Consider the following 19,959-nt stretch of genomic DNA (forward strand, 5'->3'; position numbering starts at 1 on the left):
CGCCGCTGTCAGCCGCATTTTCTGAACAGGCAGAAAGCGTCCGGTAGCGGCGGACCCATGTGGGAAACCCACATGCCGCTCACTCCGTCCGGGTCGCGGTCGTGAGGGACGTGGCTCACCGGCCGCGATGGAGACGGGCCTGCGCCAGCCGGTGGAACGAGCGCGCGTCGGACGTGTCGTCGCGGGGAACCGCGCGATAGAGCGCTCGGGCCGCCTCCGTCAGCCCGAAGGACTCCGCGAGCCGGGCCTTCACGTAGACGAGGCCCGCGTCCGTCGGGGTGTCCGCGCCGCCCAGGTCCATGGCGTCGTCCACCAGCTTCTGGGCCTCCACCAGCTTGCCGGACTCCACCAGCAGCGCGGCGAGCAGGGCGGTGGGCGTGGTGTCTCCCTCCGCGCCCAGGCGCACGGCCTTCTGGGCCCACGCGATGTCCTCGGACTTCACCCGGCCGCGGTGCAGCGCGGCCCAGGCCAGGGTCCGGTACGCGTCCGCCCCCGCGCCCCCCAGGTCCATCAGCTCGCGCGTGGCTTCGTCCAGCCTCGCCCAGTCGCCCAGGTTCAGGGAGGCCAGCATCAGCGACTCGAAGCCCAGGCTGTCCGTGTGCAGCAGCCCGAGCCGGCTGTCGGACACCTGGCGCAGCTCCGCCCACCGGCCGCGCTCGGAGAGCATCTCGCGCTTGAGCCAGAAGGCATCCGCGGACTGCGGGACGTCCGAGCGCACCTCGTCCAGGATGACCTCGGCGCTCGGGCTCTGGCCGCTCGCCCGCATGGCCACCGCCAGCGCCATCATCAGCCGGTGCCGCTCCTCGCCTGACGCGTACTGCGCCTGGGCCCGCAGCGCGGCGAGGACGCGGGCGTCCCCCGTGCTCGCGCCCAGGTAGGCGCAGGCGGCGCGCAGGTGCGTCACGCCCTCCGCGCCGGAGAAGCCCCGCAGCGTGTTCGCGAAGGAGGCCAGCGGGGCCAGGCCCGACGGCTCCACCGCGCGGGTGTCCGCCACGGCCCACTCAATCCACACCAGGGCCTGCTTGAGCTTGCCGGCATCCAGCCACCGCAGCGCCTCCGCTCCCAGCGGGCGCGGATCCGTCACCGAGCCCAGCAGGCGCAGCTGGTTGCTCTCGTTCACGATGTACCAGGCGTCCTCGTACACCTGCGCGCCCAGCAGGAACTTCAGCCGCACCCGGTAGCCGATCTTCTCCTGGCCCTCCACCTTGAGGTCGAGCGCGGCCACCGCGAGGTCCGCCATGGAGGACTCGCCCACGGTGTCCAGCGAGGTCCGCGCGAAGCGCGAGGCCTGGGCCTGGAGCAGCTCCAGCTTGCGGTCCAGCGTGCTGTCCTCGCGGTCGCGGTTGGACAGCAGGGGGCGGATGGTGGCCTTGAACTCCTTCGCGTCGCGCGCCGTCCAGGCCGCCTTGACGATGCGGCGCACCAGCGCCTCCGGGCCCTTCTCCTCCTTCGTGTTCTTGCCGTCGCGGGCGTTCTTCGCCAGCTCCAGCTGGAACTGGCGGTCCGGATCGTACGCGCCCTTGAGCGCCGCCTCGAAGAGCTTCACCGCGTCGCCCGCCCGGCCCCGCGTGAGCAGGTGGTTGCCCGCGAGCGCCAGCGCCTGACGGCGCTCATCCGGTCCTTCGAATTCGAGGTCCGCCGCCGCGATGGCCGCCGGGATGCCCTGGCGCTCCGCCGTGGTCATCACCAGCACCTTCGTCCGCAGGTCGGAGGGCGCGGCCTTGCGCGCGGCCTCCAGCGCCTCGTCGGTGGCGCCCGAGCGGAACAGGGCCGCGATGAGCCGGTCGTCCACGTCCTGGGCGTGCAGGTCATCGCGCAGGTGGCGCCAGGTGGCCACCGCCTCGGCGAGCGGCGCGCCCCGGCCGAAGTGCTCGCCCTCGCGGTTGTGCTCCAGCAGGTCCGCCAGGAGCGCGTTCGCGGCGACGTTGTCCGGCTCCAGCGCGATGGCCTTGCGGCATGCCGCCACCGCGCCCTCCAGGTCCGCGCCCGGCCGCAGCCGCTGGCCCTGCGCATCATGCTGCAGGACCCACGCGAGCACGTGGTGGACCAGCGGCGAGGACGGCCGCTGCTCCACGGCCCGGCGTGCCTCGCCGCGGGCCTGCTCGCCAAAGCCCAGCCGCAAGAGCGTGCCGGCGTAGCGCGCGCGCACCTGCGCCGAGTCCGCGCGCGACGTGAGCCGCTTCTCGTAGAGGTCCAGGCCGTCCTTCACCCGCCCCGCCGCCACCAGCCGGGCGCCCCGGTCCTCGAACTCCACCACCAGCGGCGCCCGGTGCGCGAACGTGGCCAGCGCCGTGCGGAAGGCCGTCACCTCGTCCGGCGTGTAGCGGCGCTTCACGGTGTCGAAGCGGAAGGTGGCGGTGAGGCCGCCGTCGGGCTCGCGCGTGTAGCCCAGCGCGAGCGTGGCGGGCCCCAGGGGCAGCGTCTCGTCGCGGGGGACGGTCCGCACGCCGAAGCCCTGGGGTGGGCGCAGGCGGTAGCGCACCTCCGCGCGGTAGGCCACCGGGAGCACCAGGTCCGCCTTGCGCTTCGCGGGCAGGGCGGGCTTGCGGCCCAGTTCGTCCGGCAGCAGCTCCCGCACGTCGTCCAGGGAGTCCGGCAGCCAGGCCAGGGGCGAGTCGAGCCGCAAGGGGACGCGCGCGCTGCGCCAGCCCGTGGTGGCGAAGCGCGCGGACGCGACGTCCAGCTCCAGCCGGAAGGGGCCGGTGCCCTCCTCCAGCGACGTGTGCTTCATGCCCTCCAGGGTGCCCTGGTACTGCGCGGTGGCCAGCGCCTCCAGGTTGCGGCGCAGGTCGTCCGGGCGCACCGCGCGCAGCATGCGGCGGTACTGCACCGCCAGCGAGCCCGACAGCTCGCGCGTCTCCTTCACGCGGGCCGGCCCCTCGTCGGACAGCTCCACGGTGCGGGTGAAGAGGGCGGTGTTCGCCGAAGGGGGCGCCTCGTCGATGACGGAGAGCCCCTGGGTGTCCTGCGCGGCCACCAGCGCGTGGCGCCCCTGCAGCTCCGGGGCGAGCATCCCGGCCTCCGCGCCTGGATCCGTGGGGTCGATCCACAGGGCGGGCGTGCCGGGGACGTGGACGATGGCGTGATTGAAGAAGCCCATGCCCGGAAGCTCCGGCACGTCCTCGCGCCCGGAGCGCACCAGCGCCACGTGGGCGGGGATGCCCGCGCCGCGCAGCAGGCCCACGAGCAGCGTGGACATCTCCTTGCAGTCGCCGTACTGGCGCGCGAGCACCTGCTTCGGCGGCGCGGGGACGATGGCGGCGGCGCCGAACTCCAGCCCCGTGTAGCGCACCGACTCCCGCACCTCCTCCAGCAGCCGCTGCGCCACGACGCGGCGGTCCTTGGAGCCCTTCGCGAGCGCGCGGGCCCGGCCCTGGAGCGACGCGCCGTCCAGCTGCTGCTCCACGATGGCGTCATAGGCCCGGGCCACCTCGTTCCAGGAGCGGCCCGTGGAGAAGGCCACGTGCGGCTGGAAGGCCTGGGCCGCGGGCAGGTCCGCCTCCAGCGCCGTCACGGCGGCGTAGGGGCCGCCCTCGAAGCTCAGCCGCTTGCGGTCGGACTGGTGCTGCGGCAGCGGCTCCAGCGGCAGCCCCTGGACGCGCAGCGCGAGCTGGGTGCTGGGGGCCACGTCGATGGCCAGGCGCACCTTGCGCACGGGCACGGGGCTGGCGAAGTAGAAGTGCGTGACGACGCCCGCGTCGAAGAACGACTGCGTGTCCTCCACCACCGACTCCATCTCCACGATGCTGCCGGGCCGCAGCGAGGGCAGCGGCGCGCGCAACGCGCGGGTGTCGCTGTAGACGTCCGGCGCCGAGTCCTCCACGGGCGCGTCGTGCAGCGTCCCCTCATCCAGCGGGTGCTCCTTCCCATCCGGCGTGATGACGCGGGCGCGGAGGACGGGGCGCTGCTGGCGCCAGGGGGACCACTCGGCGCGGGCCTCGGCCCACTGGCGCACGCCCGCGGCGGTGAGGATGCGGAAGACGTTGCGGTGGGTGGTGCGCCAGCGGTGGGGCCCCAGCTCCTGGTAGTTGCCCTCCCGCAGCAGCACCTCCACGTCCCCGCCCCCGGCGGGCGCGGGCAGCTTCGCGGCGCTGGCGGCCATGGCGGAGGCGGAGGCCGTGAAGGCCGGCTCCTCCCAGGGCAGGGCGCGCTCGGCGCCCAGGGCGGGGAGCGCGGCGAGGAGCAGGCAGAGCAGCGGGGCGGACGTCGCGTTCCGGAGGGCCGGAACCGGTGAGGCATGGCGCATGGGCGTGGAAGCGCGCCCGTCCAGACGGGGATCGGCGGATGAAGGAGGACGCGCGGCGCAAAGCCTAACGAATCGCCCGTATGGAATGACACGCACGCACCGTCATGGCCGTGAGGGTTTGCACCTCAATGACTGTTCAGATGCGAGGGATTGGTTGATTTCCGGGTAAGTCAGGTGGGTGCGTCAGGACCGGGTCGGCAGGTAAGCTAGGCGGGCCCGCCTGTCGCCTCTTCCGGGGAGGCCTCATCCGGAGACACGGCATGCTCCGCCTTCGCGTCATAGGCGCGGCGCGCGGCCTCCACCTGCTCCCGGCGCGCGAGTGCCCAGTGGGCCAGCGCGTTGAGGGGCACCAGCACGTCACGTCCCATCTCCGTGAGCGCGTAGTCCACGCGCGGGGGGATGGTGGGCGTGACGGTGCGGGTGAGGTAGCCGTCGCGCTCCAGTCCCCGCAGCGTGGCCGTGAGCATCTTCTGCGACACGGTGCCAATGGTCCGGCGCAGCTCGCTGAAGCGCAGCGGGTGGTCCGCCAGCAGCACGATGACCAGCACGGACCACTTGTCGCCAATGCGGCCCAACACGTCGCCGACGGAGCGGCAGACCTCCGAGGGGAGGTCGAGGTTACCGAGTTTCATGAAGGTGCCTTCTTGAAGTGCGCCGAAGTTACCAACATATACCCACTCTCCTTTTGAAACCTACTCCCCCGGGAGCAGGACGAGGCGGGTTGGACCATGCGCGTGGACTGGAAGGCCGAAACGGTGCTGGTGACCGGGGGCTCTGGCTACCTGGGAGGTTGGATGGCGGTGGCCCTGTTGAAGCAGGGCTACCGGGTCCGGACCACGGTGCGGAGCCTGGCGAGGGAGGCGGCGCTCCGGGCGGACATCTCCCGGCAGGTGGACCCGGGAGACCGGCTCTCCATCTTCGCCGCGAACCTGCTGGCGGACGAGGGCTGGGCCCGGGCGGCGGACGGGGCGGACTTCATCCTGCACACCGCGTCACCCATGGGGGTGGGCGAGTTCAAGGGCCAGGACCTCATCCGCCCCGCGCGTGAGGGCACGCTGCGGGTGTTGAGGGCGGGCGCGAAGGCGGGCGTGAAGCGGGTGGTGATGACGTCGACGCTGATGGCCGCGCTTCCGTCCGGGCCCCCTGGCGACGGGGCCCCGCCCACGGATGAGACCGTGTGGACGGACCTCACGGGCAAGGGCGTGAATCACTACACGCATTCCAAGACGCTGGCGGAACAGGACGCGTGGGCCTTCATGAAACAGGCGGGAGGCGCGATGACGCTGAGCACGGTGCTGCCCTCCGTCATCCAGGGGCCGGTGATGGGCCAGGACGTCTCCGGATCGCTGGAGCTGCTGGCGCGGATGCTGCGCGGGCAGATGTCCCGGCTGCCGAGGCTGGGCTTCACCCTCGTGGATGTGCGTGACCTGGTGGACCTGCATCTGAAGGCCATGACGGCGCCGGAAGCCGCCGGGGAGCGCTTCGCGGCGACGAGCGACTTCCTCTGGCTCGCCGACATCGCCCGGTTGCTGCGGGAGCACCTGGGCGCACGCGCGGCGAAGGTGTCCACGCGGATGGCGCCGGACTTCCTGGTGCGCTTCGGCGCCCTGTTCGACCCGGAGCTCCGGCAACTCGTGAGCAACCTGGGCGTGCGGCGTGAGTTCAGCACCGCCAAGGCGGAGCGGCTGCTGGGCTGGCGAGCACGCCCCGCGGCGGAGGCGGTGCTCGCCAGCGCGGAGGGGCTGGTCCGCGAAGGGTTGGTGTGAAGGCCTGGAGACGCGTGTCGCGAGAGGGCTGGTAGTCTCCCGGGCCCGATGCCTCGTCTCCTCTCGCCCGCGCAGGCCTGGCTGTTCGGCCGTGGCGTGGACCTCACCGTGTTCGCCGGCAGCGCGCTCGTGTCCGTGGCCTTCGTGCTGGCCGCGCCGTGGCTGGGCGCGGTGGGGGACACGCCCGCGTGGGCGTGGCTCTTGTTCGTGGTGGGCGTGGACGTGGCGCACGTCTGGTCCACGCTGTTCCGCACGTACCTGGACGGTGAAGAGGTGTCGAGCCGCCCGGGGCTCTACGTGGGCGCGCCGCTCGCCGCGTACACGGCGGGCGTCTTCGCGTACATGGTGTCCCCGGCCGCGTTCTGGAGCCTGTTCGCGTACGTGGCGCTGTTCCACTTCATCCGCCAGCAGTACGGCTGGGTGGCGCTCTACGACCGCAAGGCGCGTGCGTCCGCCTTCGAGCGGCGCCTGGATGCCGCGGCCGTCTACGCCGCCACGCTGGGCCCCGTCGTGTGGTGGCACGCGAACCTGCCCCGCGCGTTCTGGTGGTTCGTGGAGAACGACTTCCTCTCCGGCCTCCCGCGGTGGATGGGCACCGCGGCGCTGGGCGCGCACGCGGCGGTGCTCACGCTGTGGGCCGGCTTCCAGGTCCTGCGCATCGCGCGGGGCGAGGGCGTGCAGGCCGGCAAGGTGCTGTTGGTGGTGGCCACGTGGGTGGCGTGGTTCGGCGGCATCGTGCTGGCGCGGGACGACTTCGCGTTCACGGTGATGAACGTGGTGCTGCACGGCGTGCCGTACTTCGCGCTGCTGTTCCGCTACGCACGCGGGCGCCACGCGGAAGGGGGCTTCGGCGATTGGGGCGTGCTCCTGCGCGCGGGGCTGCCGGGCTTCCTGCTGTTCCTCGCGGGACTCGCGCTGCTGGAGGAGGGGCTGTGGGACGTGCTGGTGTGGCACGACCGTCCGGTGTTGTTCGGCGACAGTGGCCCCTCCCTGGAGGCGGATGTGCTGGCGCTCGTGGTGCCGCTGCTTGCGCTGCCGCAGGCCACGCACTACGTGTTGGATGCGTTCGTGTGGAAGGCTGGCAGGGAGCCCGCGCTGCTGGTCCGGCTCGGCTGGGCCCGGGCGGGCCAGGGGCCCTCAAACGTCAGTCAGGCGCACAAGGTGGTAGCCATTCCCGGAAGGGGTGAATAGAGCTAGTGGGTCTATGGCTCGACTCCTGCTCGTCTCGAACCGTCTTCCCGTCACCGTCAAGGCGGAGAAGGATTCCGTCTCCGTGGTGCGCAGCGCCGGGGGGCTCGCCACCGGCCTCAGCCGCCCGCACGAGCGCTCCGGGGGCATGTGGATCGGCTGGCCCGGGGATGTCTCCCGCCTGACGGACACCCAGCGCGCGCAGGTGGAGAAGCAGCTGGCGGACCTGCGCTGCGTGCCGCTGTACCTGTCCGCCAGCGAGGTCAGCCGCTTCTACGAGGGCTACTCCAACCGGGTGCTCTGGCCGCTGTGCCACTACATGCTGGACCGCGTCCCCCGGCAGGACCGGGACTGGGACGCCTACCGCAAGGCGAACGAGCGCTTCGCCGACCTGGCCGCGAAGCACTACCAGCCGGGCGACACCATCTGGGTGCACGACTACCAGCTCATGCTGGTGCCCGGAATGCTGCGCCAGCGCCTGCCGCACGCGCGCATCGGCTACTTCCACCACATCCCGTTCCCGTCGTCTGAAATCTTCAGCACGCTGCCCCGGCGCGGGGAGCTGCTCAAGGGCCTGCTGGGCGCGGACCTCATCGGCTTCCACGCGGTGAGCTACGTGCGGCACTTCTCCGGCACGCTGCTGCGGCACCTGGGGCTGGACACGGACATCGACCGCGTCCTCTTCCAGGGGCGCGAGGTGCGCGTGGGCGCCTTCCCCATGGGCATCGACGCCACCGCCTTCGAGACGCTGGCGCGCGAGCCCGCCGTACTGGACGAGGTGAAGACGCTGCAGGAGCGCGCCCGCGGAGAGCGGCTGCTCGTGGGCATCGACCGGCTGGACTACACCAAGGGCATTCCCCGGCGCCTGCTCGCGGTGCAGCGCGTGCTGGAGCGCCAGCCGTCCCTGCGCGGGCGCCTGCGCTTCATCCAGGTGGCCGTGCCCAGCCGCACGCAGGTGCAGGCCTATGCCGAGTACCGCGAGACGGTGGACGAAATCGTGGGCCGCATCAACGGCCTCTACGGCACCGTGCACAGCACGCCCGTGCACTACCTCTACCGCTCGCTCAACGAGAAGCAGCTGGTGAGCCTCTACCGCGGCGCGGACGTGATGCTGGTGACGCCCGTGCGCGACGGCATGAACCTGGTGGCCAAGGAGTTCTGCGCGGCCCGGCCGGACGAGGACGGCGTGCTGGTGCTCAGCGAGTTCGCGGGCGCGGCGTCGGAGATGCGCGACGCGCTGCTGGTGAACCCCTACGACGTGGAGGGCATGGCGGACGCCATCGAACAGGCGCTGGAGATGCCCGGCCCCGAGCGCCAGGAGCGCATGCGCTCCCTGCGCGCGGGCGTGAAGACGCGGGATGTGCACTGGTGGGTGGCCAGCTTCCTGGACCGGCTCCAGGGGCTTGCTTCCGTGGAGGAGAGGCCGCCGCTGCCGGACGGCATGCTCGCCGTGGAGAAGCTGAAGGGGCCGGGCCGCAAGGTGCTCTTCCTGGACTACGACGGCACGCTCGTGGGCTTCGCCTCATTGCCGGAGCTGGCCGCGCCGGACCCGGAGTTGATGACGCTGCTGAAGGAGCTGTGCGCCCGGCCGGACCTGTCCGTGCACCTCGTGAGTGGCCGCCCGCGCGACACGCTGGACGCGTGGTTCGGCGAGCTGCCCGTGGGGCTGCACGCGGAGCACGGCCTGTGGTCGCGCATGCGGCTGGGGCAGCCGTGGCAGGCGCTGCCGGGCGTGTCCTTCGAGTGGAAGCCGAAGGTGAAGCCCGTGCTGGACGCGTTCGCGGCGCGGGTGACGGGCTCGTTCGTGGAGGAGAAGACGGCGTCGCTCGCGTGGCACTACCGCAAGGTGGACGCGGAGTTCGGCGCGCTCCAGGCGCGCGAGCTGCGCCTGCTGCTCCACGATAAGTTCTCCGAGGAGCCCATGAACATCCTGCCCGGGGATCGGGTGGTGGAGGTGCGGCCCAAGGGCGTCAACAAGGGGCGCGTGGTGCCGGAGGTGCTGAAGGAGGAGGCGCCGGACGTGCGCGTGGTGGCCCTGGGCGACGACGTCACCGACGAGGACCTTTTCGCGGCGGTGCCGCCGGGCGGCATCACCGTGCACGCGGGCAACAAGCACACGCGCGCGGCGTACCGCGTGGAGGGGCCGCCGGAGGTGCGGCGGTTCCTGAAGGCGCTGCTCGGGAAGTAGCCCAAGGGGCGCCCCGTGGGCTTCAGAGGTTGAAGCCCACGTTGCCCACGGAGATGCTGGGTCCGAAGATGAAGGACCACTTGCTGGAGGGCACCACGGTGTCGGTGTTGGGGTCTCCGTTGGTGCGCCGGGTGATGTCGCCCCGGAACTCGCGGGCAATCCACGCCTGCGCGCCCACCGCCGCGCCCGGGCCGATGGGCACTCGCAGGCCCAGGCCCAGCACGGCCGCCAGCGTGGGCGGGAACTGGATGTCTCCGGACTGCGGCACCAGGCCCAGGCCCATCAGGCCCATCTCGATGCCCAGCAGGCGCTCCTGGCCCTCGTTGTTGAGCAGCGCCAGGCGCGACAGCACGCCGAAGTTGATGGCCAGCTGTCCCGTGGGCTGCGTCGCGCGGTAGAGGCCCGCGGGGATGGTGGCCATGGTGTAGAGGCGGAACATGCCGCCGCGCACGATGGCGGTCCACTGCGCGGACGGCAGGCCCGTGCGGTCCACCGTGGAGAGGGCGTAGCGGGACTCATCCGCGACGTGCGCCACCTGCACGAGGATGCGGTCGTACTGGCCCAGGTTGCCCTGCACGGGGATGACGCGCACCTCGCCCTTGGGCCGCAGGAACAGGCGCTGGTCCACGCTGCTCTCGCCCCGGATGGAGTTGTCGGACTTCGTCACGGTGATGCGCAGGGTTATCTCCTGGTTGCCCTCCTCCGGCGTGAGGCGCTCGCGGTGGACGACGACGCGGCAGGTGTTGCGCATGGCGTAGTCCAGCCGGTGCGGGCGGCTGGGCGAAAGCTTCTCGTCGTTGCCCTCCTTGTCCGCGCAGATGAGCTCCACCAGGTTCTCCACGTTGGTGGGCACGCTGGCTTCACGCACCGCGCGCTGCACGCGCTCGTCGGTGAGGAACAGGTCGGACGTGGCCAGCTCCGCCGGCAGCGTGGGCAGCCGGTAGCCGAAGCGCAGCGACACGAAGCCGCCGGAGGTCGCCTCGCCCTGGATGAGCGTGGCGGACTCGCGCACCGTCACGGTGTAGGCCCCGCCCAGCGGGCGCAGCACGAAGCGGCCCAGGCCGCCGTTGGACGCCACCGTCACCTCCGCGGGGCGGTTGGTGGGCACGAAGTCGATGGCGCCGTGGCCGGGCAGCTCCAGGGTCGCGCGGGGGACGGGCGCGGCCTGCGTGTCCGCCGTCTCGGACGCCACCACCGTGCCGTCCACGCGCGACGTGATGGCGGTGACGACGACCTGGGGCTCGTTGGTTCCGCTGGTGCGCAGGAGCACGTACGTGCCGTCCTGCGCCTTCACCACGCGCTCCACCCGCACGCGCGCGCCGTTCACCGTCCACAAGAGGCCGCGCGGGTCGTGCGCGCAGGACGCGTCCAGGCGCATCACCAGCCCGGAGTTCTCCGCGTCGCGCAGCACCGTGCCCTCCACCGCGGAGATGGGGCACGCGAGCACGGGCAGCGTCTCCGAGAAGGACGTCTCCAGCGCGTCCCCCTTCGCGAAGAACACGCGCGGCACCAGCCGCAGGCGCAGGTTCACCGTGGGGTTCAGCCCGGGCACGTTGCGGATGGACACGGCGCCCTCGGTCACCTCGCAGCGCGCGGTGCCGCAGTCCACGGACGCGATGGCCTCCGAGTGCGTCACCGCCGCGTAGCCGGGGCCCTTGGACAGGTCCACGCCGGAGGACTGCACCAGGGGCCGCGTGAGCACGGTGCGGCCGGGGCGCAGGCGGAAGTACTCGTCGTCCAGGAAGCGCCCGTTGGCGTCGTACGTCGCCACGTCCGCGCCCCGGCGGCCGTAGGCGGGGACCCAGAACAGCGTCGCGTCCGTGGGCAGGCCGGGCGCCAGCGGGACGGCGCACTCGTTGGGGGCGTTGGGCTCCAGACAGAAGTCCTGGCCGTCCACGGAGGCCGTCTTCGGATCCACGCCCCGGGGCGTCCCGGACCAGGCGATGGCCACGTTCCTCAGGCCGGTGCCCTTGAGCTCCAGCCGCCCGTCGTCCGGGTAGAACGTGGTGGAGGCGCTGTCGATGCGCGGGAAGGGCCCGGTGGCCACCACCACCACGGTGTCGGTGGCCGTGGCGCAGGAGGCCTCGTCCGCGGCGACCTTCAGCTCCAGCGTGCGGCTGGCGTCATCCGCGCGCGTGGGCGGCTTGAGCGTGCGGCCCTCCAGCACCCAGCCGCCGCGCACGGGGCCGCACAGCACGCCCTTGGGGATGACCTCCACCGCCCGAGCGCCTTCGGGGAGCTGGACGACGGGGCCGGCGGTGGCGACCGTCGCCACCAGCAGGCAGCCAAGGACGAGCGCGCGTGCAGGGTGCATGCATCTGCTTAAGCACGGAGGGCCGCGTCCGGGTCAAGCCCTCCGTGCTGATGCGACACCAGGCAGGCGCCGCGAGTGTCCGCGATTACCGCGAAGCCGTCTTCTGTCCCGGCCCCTGGAGCAGGATGCGGCGGCCGAAGGCGCGGTCCACCCGGCCCAGGAACTCACGGAACTGGGGATACTCGTCCGCCTTGATGCGGGCGACGGAGAGGGCCACCTCGCCGTCCGCGACGAGCGCGCCGTTCTCCACGCGGTAGCTGAGCTTCACGCGGCCGAACGGGGTGGTCTCCTCCACCGCCTGCGGCATCTCCGCCACGGTGTAGCCGCCGGGCAGCGTGTAGCGCAGCTTGAAGGTGTTCACCCAGGGGCTCTGCATCACCAGGTCGAAGCGGCGCTCGGCGAGCGACGCGTACGCCTGCTGGTACGTGCGGCCCGTGCCGAAGGGCAGGAAGCGCAGGCTGCCGCCGGGCAGCACCTCCGCGTAGCGCGGGATGCCCATGTGGAAGTCCAGCGTCACGTCGTCGTCCAGGCGGGTGGTGTCGCTGAGCTTCACCTCGCGCACGGTGAGGCCGGGGAAGCTCTGGGCCCAGGCGCGCTCGAAGGTGGACTTGCGCGTGGACTCCGGGCGGTAGGCGCGGCGGTAGTCCGGCGCGGACTGGCCGGACACGCTGCTCTGGCCCTTCACGTCCGCGCCGCCGTCAGGCCGCAGCGCCACGTCCATGGCCAGCGTCGTCTTGTTGTCCTCCGCCTTCGCCTCCGGCGTGGTGAGGAAGTTGCTCGTGCCGTTGGGGTCCACCACCAGCACGTTGGCCACGCGGTCCGCGGAAGGAAGCTCCTTGGCGCCGTGGAACTCCGCCGTGCCGTCCAGGTACAGGTCGAACTTGGGCACGTACGCGATGGCGTGGTTGAAGGCCGCCAGCGACGCGGGCTCCGCGTCCAGCGCGCCCAGGTTGCGCATGCGCAGGAGCACCAGCCGGCTGTCCACGCCCGCCACCTTCAGCATGGAGTGGATGAGGCTCGCCTTGTCCTTGCAGTCGCCGAAGCGGCGCGCGAGCACGCGGTCCACCCGGTAAGGCTTGAAGCCGTGGATGCCGAACTCCAGCGCCACGTAGCGGGTGTTGGTGACGACGAAGGAGTAGATGGCGCGCACCACGGCCAGCTGGTCCTTGCGGTCCACGCCGGTGAGCACCTGGTCCACGGTGGTCTTCAGCTCCGCGTTGGGCTGGAGCTGGTCGCGCACCAGGCCCCACCAGTAGTGGCCCACCTGGTCCCACGTCTTGTACGTGGAGATGTGCAGGTTCTGGGCGACCTCCGCCCAGCCCGGCATGCCCGGCTCCGGCACCACCTTGGAGACGTGCTTCGCGCCGAAGCGGTACACGTTGCGGCCGGACTCGGGGGACTCCTGCTGCTGCTCCACGCCGGCCAGGCGGCTCTTGTTCCAGTACAGCGGCCGCTCCTTGGGCATGTCCACGACGTACTGGAAGCGCACCTTCGGGTAGACGCCCTGCACGCTCTCCACGTCACCCCAGTAGTCGGACAGCAGGTTGTCCTGCGCGGTGTCGTCCAGGCGGTATGTGAGCTCCAGCGTGTCCCCGGCGGCCAGCGACGGGAACGACAGGATGCGCGCGCGGGCGTCGTAGTACATGCCCGTCCACGGCTCGTTGATGTTGCGGTCCGCGTCGCCGTAGCTGTCCACCACGGAGCCGTCCGGCTTCGTCACGCGGGCGCGCAGCACGCGCACCTCCTGGCGGTCCGGCGAGTACGTCACCGGAATGCTGCGGAACGCGTCCACGCCGCGCTGGTTGTACACGCGCACCACCATCTGCTGCAGGCGGCTGGACAGGCCGCTCTTCTGCACGCGCACGTAGGTGTTGTCCACGAGGTACAGGGCGTCCTCGTGCACGTAGCCCTCGGCCTCCTTGGACAGGGGCTTCGCGTCCACCAGGTACTGGGTGCCCGCGCTCTCGGACTCGCCCTTGAGCGTGCGCAGGGCCTCCTTGAGGCCGGGGTTCTGCGGGCGCAGCTGCAGCGACTTCTCGAAGGCGGCCAGGGCGGGCTCGCGCTGGCCCGCGGCGAGCAGCGCGCGGCCCTCGCGCTCATACACCTCCGGCTCGTCCGGGGAGAGCGCCTTGGCCTCCGTGAAGAGGGCGGTGGCCTCCTCCGCGGCGCCGTTGGCGGCCTTGAGCTCCGCCAGCCGCACGCGGCTGCCGTTGTCGAACGGGTTCAGGTCGGTGAGCTTCGCGTACTCGCGCTCGGCGGCGTCCACCTTGCCCGCGTCCGCGAGCATGGAGGCCAGCTGGCGGCGGGTGTTGGAGTCGTCGTAGCGCAGCGCCAGCACCACGCGCATGCGGTCCATGGCCTCCTGGGCGCGGCCCAGCTGACGGGACGCCGCGGCGGCCACGCGCACCACGCGGGGCACGCGCGGCTGCTGACGGAAGGCCTCCTCAATCAGCGCGTGCGCCCGGGCACGCTCGCCCAGTCCTTCCGCCGCGCGGGCGAGCAGGAGGCGCGCGCCCGGCACGTTGCGGCCGTCCTCCACCTCCATGAGGGGGGCGAGCAGCGGCTGCACGCGCTCCGGGTGGCCGCGGTCCATCTCATGGTCCGCCAGCGCCAGGCGCGCGGGGGCGTAGGTGGGGTCCGCCTTCACGGCGGCCTCCAGGAAGCGGCGGCGCTCGTTGAGGTCGTCCGTCTGGGTGTTGGCGGCCAGGACCTGGAGGCGCGCGTCGTTGGGGGCGCTCTCCGCCGCGAGCGCGGCCTCGGCGCTGGCGGTGTGCTCGCGCTCGTCATACGCGCGGAAGAAGGACAGCACCTGGGCGTAGTCGCCGCGCAGGGCCGCGTCGTCCGGGTTCTTCTCCACCAGCGCGCGCAGAGAGGAGGTCAGCGTGGGCAAAGGCTGCGGCGCGGGCGCGGGCATGCGCTCCAGGGCGGGGGCCTTGGCGGGCAGCGAGGCGCGGGCGGAGGCCGTCTCCGAGCGCAGGTAGAAGCCCAGCGGGCCGGACTCCTGGCACACCTTCAGCAGCACGCGGTTGAGGCCCTTCTTGAGCTTCACCGACACGCGCGTCTGGTCCGGGCGCGGCAGGTTGTAGCGGTCCTCCTTGGACGCCAGCTGCCCGTTCACCCACAGGCGATAGCCGCCGGAGGTGCCCAGGGCCAGCGGCACGCGCGTGTCCTGCGGCACCTCCAGCCAGGTGAGCGCGTACGCCACGGACTCCTTGTTGGGGCGCACGGCGGTGGCCAGGTCCACGTAGCCGTCCGCGGACGTGACGGACAGCTTGCGCCAGGTGGCCTCGTGGCCCTTGGCGCCGGGGTAGCGCGCGGTGAGGTCCAGGTTGGCGGCCTCCGGACCGAAGTCCGTGTCGCAGCCGGCCTTGCCCTCGTTCTCGAAGCCGCCCACGACGTAGTAGTCGTTGACGAAGCCCAGCCACTGGCGGACCTCGTTGGCGCGCACCATCCGGCCGCGCGAGCGCTCCGCGTCCATGAGCAGGATTTGGGCGGTGGTGCGCGTGTTCGCGTCCGACGAGCGGCGCGACGCGATCTGCTGGTAGGTGCTCACCAGCGGGGTGAGGTCCTCCACGTCATCCACCAGCGCGTGCATGCGCAGGAGCGCGGCGCCGCCGCGTGGCGAGTTGGCGGCCTTGACGGCCTCGGCCGCGTACTCGCGGGCCCGGTCGTCCGCGTTCGGCTTCGCGAGCCCCAGCACGGGGCAGGTGAGCACGACAAGTGCGGCCAGCGATGTGAAACGCGACATCCGTTCTCCTCGAAGTTCGACGGCGCCCGGGGGCAGGCATGGGGCGATGACGCCAGTGAACAGGCGGACCCGTCACGGCCTTCCCCTGCATGCGGCCCCGGACGGCGGGCAGGCAACCCATCCGAGCCCCACTCTATGCCGGAGCGGTGTGGGGCGGGGTGGGCCCGTGAAGGCCAGGGCACGAAAACGCACAGGGCCGGCGCGGGCGTGATGCCCGTGCCGGCCCCGGTGTGGGTGCGTTCCCCCCGAAGGGGAGGCGTCAGTGGAGCTTGTTGTAGAGCGCGTTGACGAGGCTGCCGTCATCGCCGCTCAGCTCCCAGAACATCGCGCCGCCCAGGCCCTTGGCCAGGATGTAGTCCGACTTGGCGTTCATGCTCTGCACGTCGTCGTAGGCCACCCACACCTTCGTGGTCGGGCTGTAGACGTAGGCCTGCTTGCTCTCCGGGTGGAAGAACTTCGTGTAGCCGGAGCCCGCGCGCTCGTAGTTGGCCTTGAGGTCCTTGTAGTCGAACACGCCGGTGAGGCCGGACTGGCCGTCATCCCAGGTGCCCTTGGTGGGGACGCCGGACTGGAACAGGCCGTTGTTCACGTTGGGCACGTTGCCCCAGCCGCGGCCGTAGAAGGGCACGCCCACGACGATCTTGGAGGCGGGCACGCCCAGCTGGAGCATCCTGGCGATGGAGCCGTCCGTGTAGAAGCCGTCGTTGGCGCCCGGGTCACCCGTCACGCGGTCGAGCGCGGAGTGGAAGTTGACCGTGCTCTCGAAGGCGCCGTGGTAGTCGTAGGACATCACGTTGATCCAATCGAGGATGCCGGCCAGCTTCACGGTCTCCTGCTTGTTGGCGAGCAGGTCCGGCGACGCGCCCGACGCGATGGTGAGCAGGTAGGGCTGGCCCGTCTGCGCCGTGACGGCGGCCAGCTGGGCGCGGAACTCCTGCATGAGCAGGGTGTAGTTCACCTTGTCCGCCGGGCTGCTGATGTTGTCCGGCAGGCCGCCGCCGGTGGGGTACTCCCAGTCCACGTCGATGCCGTCGAACACGCCCACGCCGTTGGCCGGGGTGACGCCGGGGAACTGGCCCTTCACGTACAGGTCCACGCAGGACTTCACGAACGCGGTTCGCGCCGCGGCGGTGGCGGCGACCTGGGAGAAGTACTTGGACCAGGACCAGCCGCCAATGGAGATGAGCAGCTTGAGGTTCGGGTTCGTCTTCTTCAGCTCCTTGAACGCGCGGAAGTTGCCGCGCAGCGCGCCGGGGTCCCACTCGCCGGGGAAGCCGAAGCCCTTGTCGATGTCCGCGAACGGGTCCCCGAGGATGCACTTGCCGTCCGGGGAGATGTTGGAGAAGGCGTAGTTGATGTGCGTGAGCTTCGACGCCGGGACGTTGGACACCTGGTAGTTGCGGCCGTAGATGCCCCACGCGGTGAAGTAGCCGACGATGCGCTTGCCGCCCGGCGGAGGCGTGCCGGGCAGTTCCACCACGACGCTCACGGTCTTGGTGCCCACGTTGCCCGCGGCGTCGTACGCCTTCACGGTGTACGTGTACGTGCCGTTCTGCGCGGACGTGGAGATGGCGCGCGTGAACGACGACGCGGTGGCCACGAGCGAGCCGTTCTCCAGGATTTCAAGCTTCGTCACGCCCACGTTGTCCGTGGCGCTCGCGGAGACGGTGAAGGAGCCCGCGGCGGTGATGCGCGACGCGCTGGCGCTGGCGGTGACGACGGGGGCGGTGACGTCGCCGTTGGAGGGGATGGCGACGGTGACGGTGACGGTCTTCGAGCCCACGTTCCCCGCGGCGTCGTACGCCTTCACGGTGTACGTGTACGTGCCGTTCTGCCCGGAGCCGGAGAAGCTGCGCGTATAAGAGGACGCGGTGGCGACGAGGGTGCCGTTCTCCAGGATTTCAAGCTTCGTCACGCCCACGTTGTCCGTGGCGCTGCCGGAGATGGTGATGGAGCCCGCGGCGGTGACGCTCGTGCTGCTGCTGGACGCGCTGACGACGGGCGCGGTGGTGTCGCCGCCGCCTGTCACGGGGCCCAGGTCCAACCACAGCGCCGCCACGGCCGTCGGCGTCCAGTCCGCCTGGGACGTGTGGGCCTGACGGCACTCATAGACGCGGCCTTCATAGGTGACGCGCGTGCCCACGGAGTAGGCGACGCCCACGGCCCACGCGGCCTCCAGCGGCGCCTTCATCACGCTGCCCGGGCCCCCGGCTTCGGGAGCGAAGGACTCCTGACCACAACCCGCGACGGTCAGCGCGGACGCCACCAGGCCCACAATCCATTTGCTACGACGCATTCGTGTTCTCCTCGCCTGCGGTACACGCGGAAGGAGTCACGCACCCATTTTTCCGGGTTAATGGCTGGCGTTGGATTTTGCCTGACCGCCCACCCATGTGCTGTGGACGGAAAGGTCCGGCTTCAACAGCACGAGGTCCGCGCGATGGCCGGGGGCGATGCGGCCCCGGTGGCCATGCAGTCCCATGAAGGTGGCGGGGTGGAGCGAGGCCATGCGCAGCGCTTCCTCCAGGGGCACGTCGAGCCCATGGACGCAGTGGCGCACGGCGGCCGTGAGGTCGATGTCCGCGCCCGCGAGCGTGCCGTCCTCCGTCTCCAGGCGGCCGTGGCGGCGCAGGATGGTGCGTCCCTGGAGGGTGAAGGACGTGACGGGCGTGCCGACGGGCGGCATGGCGTCCGTGACGAGGAACACCTTGCCCGGTGGTTTGACCTTGAGGAGCAGGCGCAGGTTGTCCGCGTGCACGTGCACGCCGTCCGCGATGACGCCGCACCACGCGTCGTCATGGGTGAGCGCGGCGACGACGGGCCCGGGCTGGCGGTTCATCACTGGAGGCATGGCGTTGAACAGGTGGGTGAAGCCGCGCACGCCTGAGTTCAGTGCCTGGGTGGTGCGCTCGCTGGTGGCGGCGGTGTGGCCCGCGCTGAGCACGACGCCGGAGTTGGCGAGGCGGCGCAGGGTGGCGTCGTCCACGCACTCGGGAGCGAGCGTCATCAGCACGCGGCCGCCGTGCGCGGCGAAGCGGCGGGGCAGGGCGGTGAGGTAGTCGAGGTCGCGAGGGTCGGGCGTGCGGATGAACGAGGGCACGTGGACGCCCGCGCGCTCGCGGCTGATGAAGGGGCCTTCCAGGTGGATGCCGAGCACGCCGCTGTCCGGGCGCGCGGTGGCGGTGAGCGCGGCCTCGCAGGCTTCGCGCATGCGGGCGGCGTCGTCGGTGATGAAGGTGGGGAGCAGGCCCGTGGTGCCGCACGTGCGCATGGCGGAGGCGATGGCGAGCGCGGCCTCCTCGGTGGGCGTGTCGTTGAAGAGCACGCCGCCCGCGCCGTTGACCTGCACGTCCACGAAGCCGGGGGCCAGGAGTGTGTCATCCGGCAGCGTGTGCGCGGTGGCGCCGGTGGGGAGTCCGGTCTGGGGCACCACGGCGCGGACGGTGCCGTCCTCGATGACGACGGCGTGCCCTTCGAGGAACTGGTCCCCGGTGAAGACGCGGGCGCCCTGGAGGACGGTGATCATCACACGGTCTCCGTGACCTTGCGCAGGTGCGCGGGTGCATCCGGGTTCAGGCCTCTCGCCGTCGCGAGCTGGTGCACCGCGAAGTAGAAGCTCTGCACCTGGCAGAGCGGCGCGATGGCGGCAGGGACGTCCGGCAACGTGGGCAGGGCTTGCGCGCCGGGGACGGGCAGGGCGGTGTGGACGCTCGCGCCCAGCTCGACCATGCGCTGCACGACGTCGCGGGTGCCCTGCGCGGCGTTGTCCTCCTGCCCCAGCGCGAGCACGGGGAAGCCCGGCCGCACCAGCCCGAGCGGACCGTGGAGGACCTCCGCGGTGCTGAAGGCCTCCGCGTGCAGACGGCAGGTCTCCTTGAGCTTGAGGGCCATCTCCAGCGCGGCGCCCAGGCCGCTGCCCCGGCCGACGACGTAGAGGCTGCTGGCGTCCTTGAGCGTTGAGAGCGCCGGCCACCAGTCGAGCTTGCCCGCCGCCTCCAGCGCGTCCGGGAGCCGCCGGGCGGCGTCATGCAGCTCCGCGGAGTCCGACCAGTGCGCGACGAGCTGGAGGAAGGCGAGCCCGGAGAGCAGATAGGACTTGGTGGCGGCGACGCTGTGCTCGGGGCCGGCGGACAGCGGGATGCGCACGTCGCACAGCGCGGCGAGCGGAGAGGCTTCGTCGTTGATGAAGCCCAGCACGACGGCCCCTCCCGCGCGGGCGGCCTCGGTCATGCGCAGCAGGTCGGGGCTCTGGCCGGACTGGGACACGGCGATGAAGAGCGCGTCGCGCAGGTCCAGGGCGCGCGTGTTGTAGACGGACGCGACGCTGGGGCCCAGGGATGCGACGGCGCGGCCCAGCGTGGTCTCGATGAGGTACTTGCCGTAGACGGCCGCATGGTCGGAGCTGCCCCGGGCGCAGGTGACGACGAAGCGGGGCGGCGTGCGGCGCAGGCGAGCGCCCAGGTAGGCGAAGGTGTCGCGGCAGCGTTCGAGCTGGCGGCGGGCGGCGGC

General features: G+C 71.8%; 10 protein-coding genes. 3 read left to right on the forward strand and 7 right to left on the reverse strand.

Going from position 1 to position 19,959, the window contains the following annotated elements; all coding sequences use genetic code 11:
- Nucleotides 1-115: 115 nt before the first annotated feature.
- Both D7W82_RS18995 and D7W82_RS19000 read right to left on the reverse strand, forming a co-directional pair.
- Nucleotides 116-4,246, reverse strand: a complete 4,131-nt coding sequence (locus tag D7W82_RS18995) for a DUF3857 and transglutaminase domain-containing protein (protein WP_120619700.1) — start codon at nucleotides 4,244-4,246, stop codon at nucleotides 116-118.
- A gap of 206 nt (nucleotides 4,247-4,452) precedes the next feature.
- Entirely contained in the window at nucleotides 4,453-4,878 is a 426-nt protein-coding gene (locus D7W82_RS19000; protein WP_120619701.1) for a helix-turn-helix domain-containing protein, read from the reverse strand.
- Nucleotides 4,879-4,974: 96 nt separating this feature from the next.
- Between D7W82_RS19000 and D7W82_RS19005 the strand changes: the two genes are divergently transcribed.
- The 3 genes from D7W82_RS19005 to D7W82_RS19015 are packed head-to-tail and all read left to right on the forward strand — an operon-like array spanning nucleotide 4,975 to nucleotide 9,388.
- On the forward strand, nucleotides 4,975-6,012 hold the full coding sequence (locus D7W82_RS19005) for an NAD-dependent epimerase/dehydratase family protein (protein WP_120619702.1): 1,038 nt from the start codon (nucleotides 4,975-4,977) through the stop codon (nucleotides 6,010-6,012).
- A 48-nt stretch (nucleotides 6,013-6,060) separates the two neighbouring features.
- A complete protein-coding gene (locus D7W82_RS19010; RefSeq protein WP_120619703.1) occupies nucleotides 6,061-7,203 on the forward strand; it encodes a hypothetical protein in 1,143 nt (380 codons plus the stop codon).
- Between the two features lie 13 nt (nucleotides 7,204-7,216).
- Nucleotides 7,217-9,388: a bifunctional alpha,alpha-trehalose-phosphate synthase (UDP-forming)/trehalose-phosphatase gene (locus D7W82_RS19015; RefSeq protein WP_120619704.1), complete on the forward strand. Its 2,172-nt coding sequence runs from the start codon at nucleotides 7,217-7,219 to the stop codon at nucleotides 9,386-9,388.
- A 22-nt stretch (nucleotides 9,389-9,410) separates the two neighbouring features.
- Here the strand turns inward: D7W82_RS19015 and D7W82_RS19020 are convergent, their stop codons facing one another.
- The 5 genes from D7W82_RS19020 to D7W82_RS19040 all read right to left on the reverse strand — a co-directional run.
- Entirely contained in the window at nucleotides 9,411-11,702 is a 2,292-nt protein-coding gene (locus D7W82_RS19020; RefSeq protein WP_199727785.1) for a hypothetical protein, read from the reverse strand.
- Between the two features lie 85 nt (nucleotides 11,703-11,787).
- Complete coding sequence (locus D7W82_RS19025) at nucleotides 11,788-15,450, reverse strand: DUF3857 domain-containing protein (RefSeq protein ID WP_120619705.1); 3,663 nt, start codon at nucleotides 15,448-15,450, stop codon at nucleotides 11,788-11,790.
- A gap of 259 nt (nucleotides 15,451-15,709) precedes the next feature.
- Nucleotides 15,710-17,746, reverse strand: coding sequence for a glycosyl hydrolase family 18 protein (locus tag D7W82_RS19030; protein ID WP_120619706.1), 2,037 nt, complete (start codon nucleotides 17,744-17,746; stop codon nucleotides 15,710-15,712).
- A 57-nt stretch (nucleotides 17,747-17,803) separates the two neighbouring features.
- Nucleotides 17,804-18,976 (reverse strand): N-acetylglucosamine-6-phosphate deacetylase, encoded by a 1,173-nt coding sequence (gene nagA, locus D7W82_RS19035; RefSeq protein ID WP_120619707.1) that lies wholly within the window; start codon nucleotides 18,974-18,976, stop codon nucleotides 17,804-17,806.
- A partial coding sequence (locus tag D7W82_RS19040) for an SIS domain-containing protein (protein ID WP_147439390.1) occupies nucleotides 18,976-19,959 on the reverse strand: 984 nt, incomplete at its 5' end. The genes nagA and D7W82_RS19040, both read right to left, overlap by 1 nt.

Origin of the sequence: Corallococcus sp. CA049B, assembly GCF_003611685.1 — a bacterium.
Taxonomy (GTDB): Bacteria; Myxococcota; Myxococcia; order Myxococcales; family Myxococcaceae; genus Corallococcus; species Corallococcus coralloides.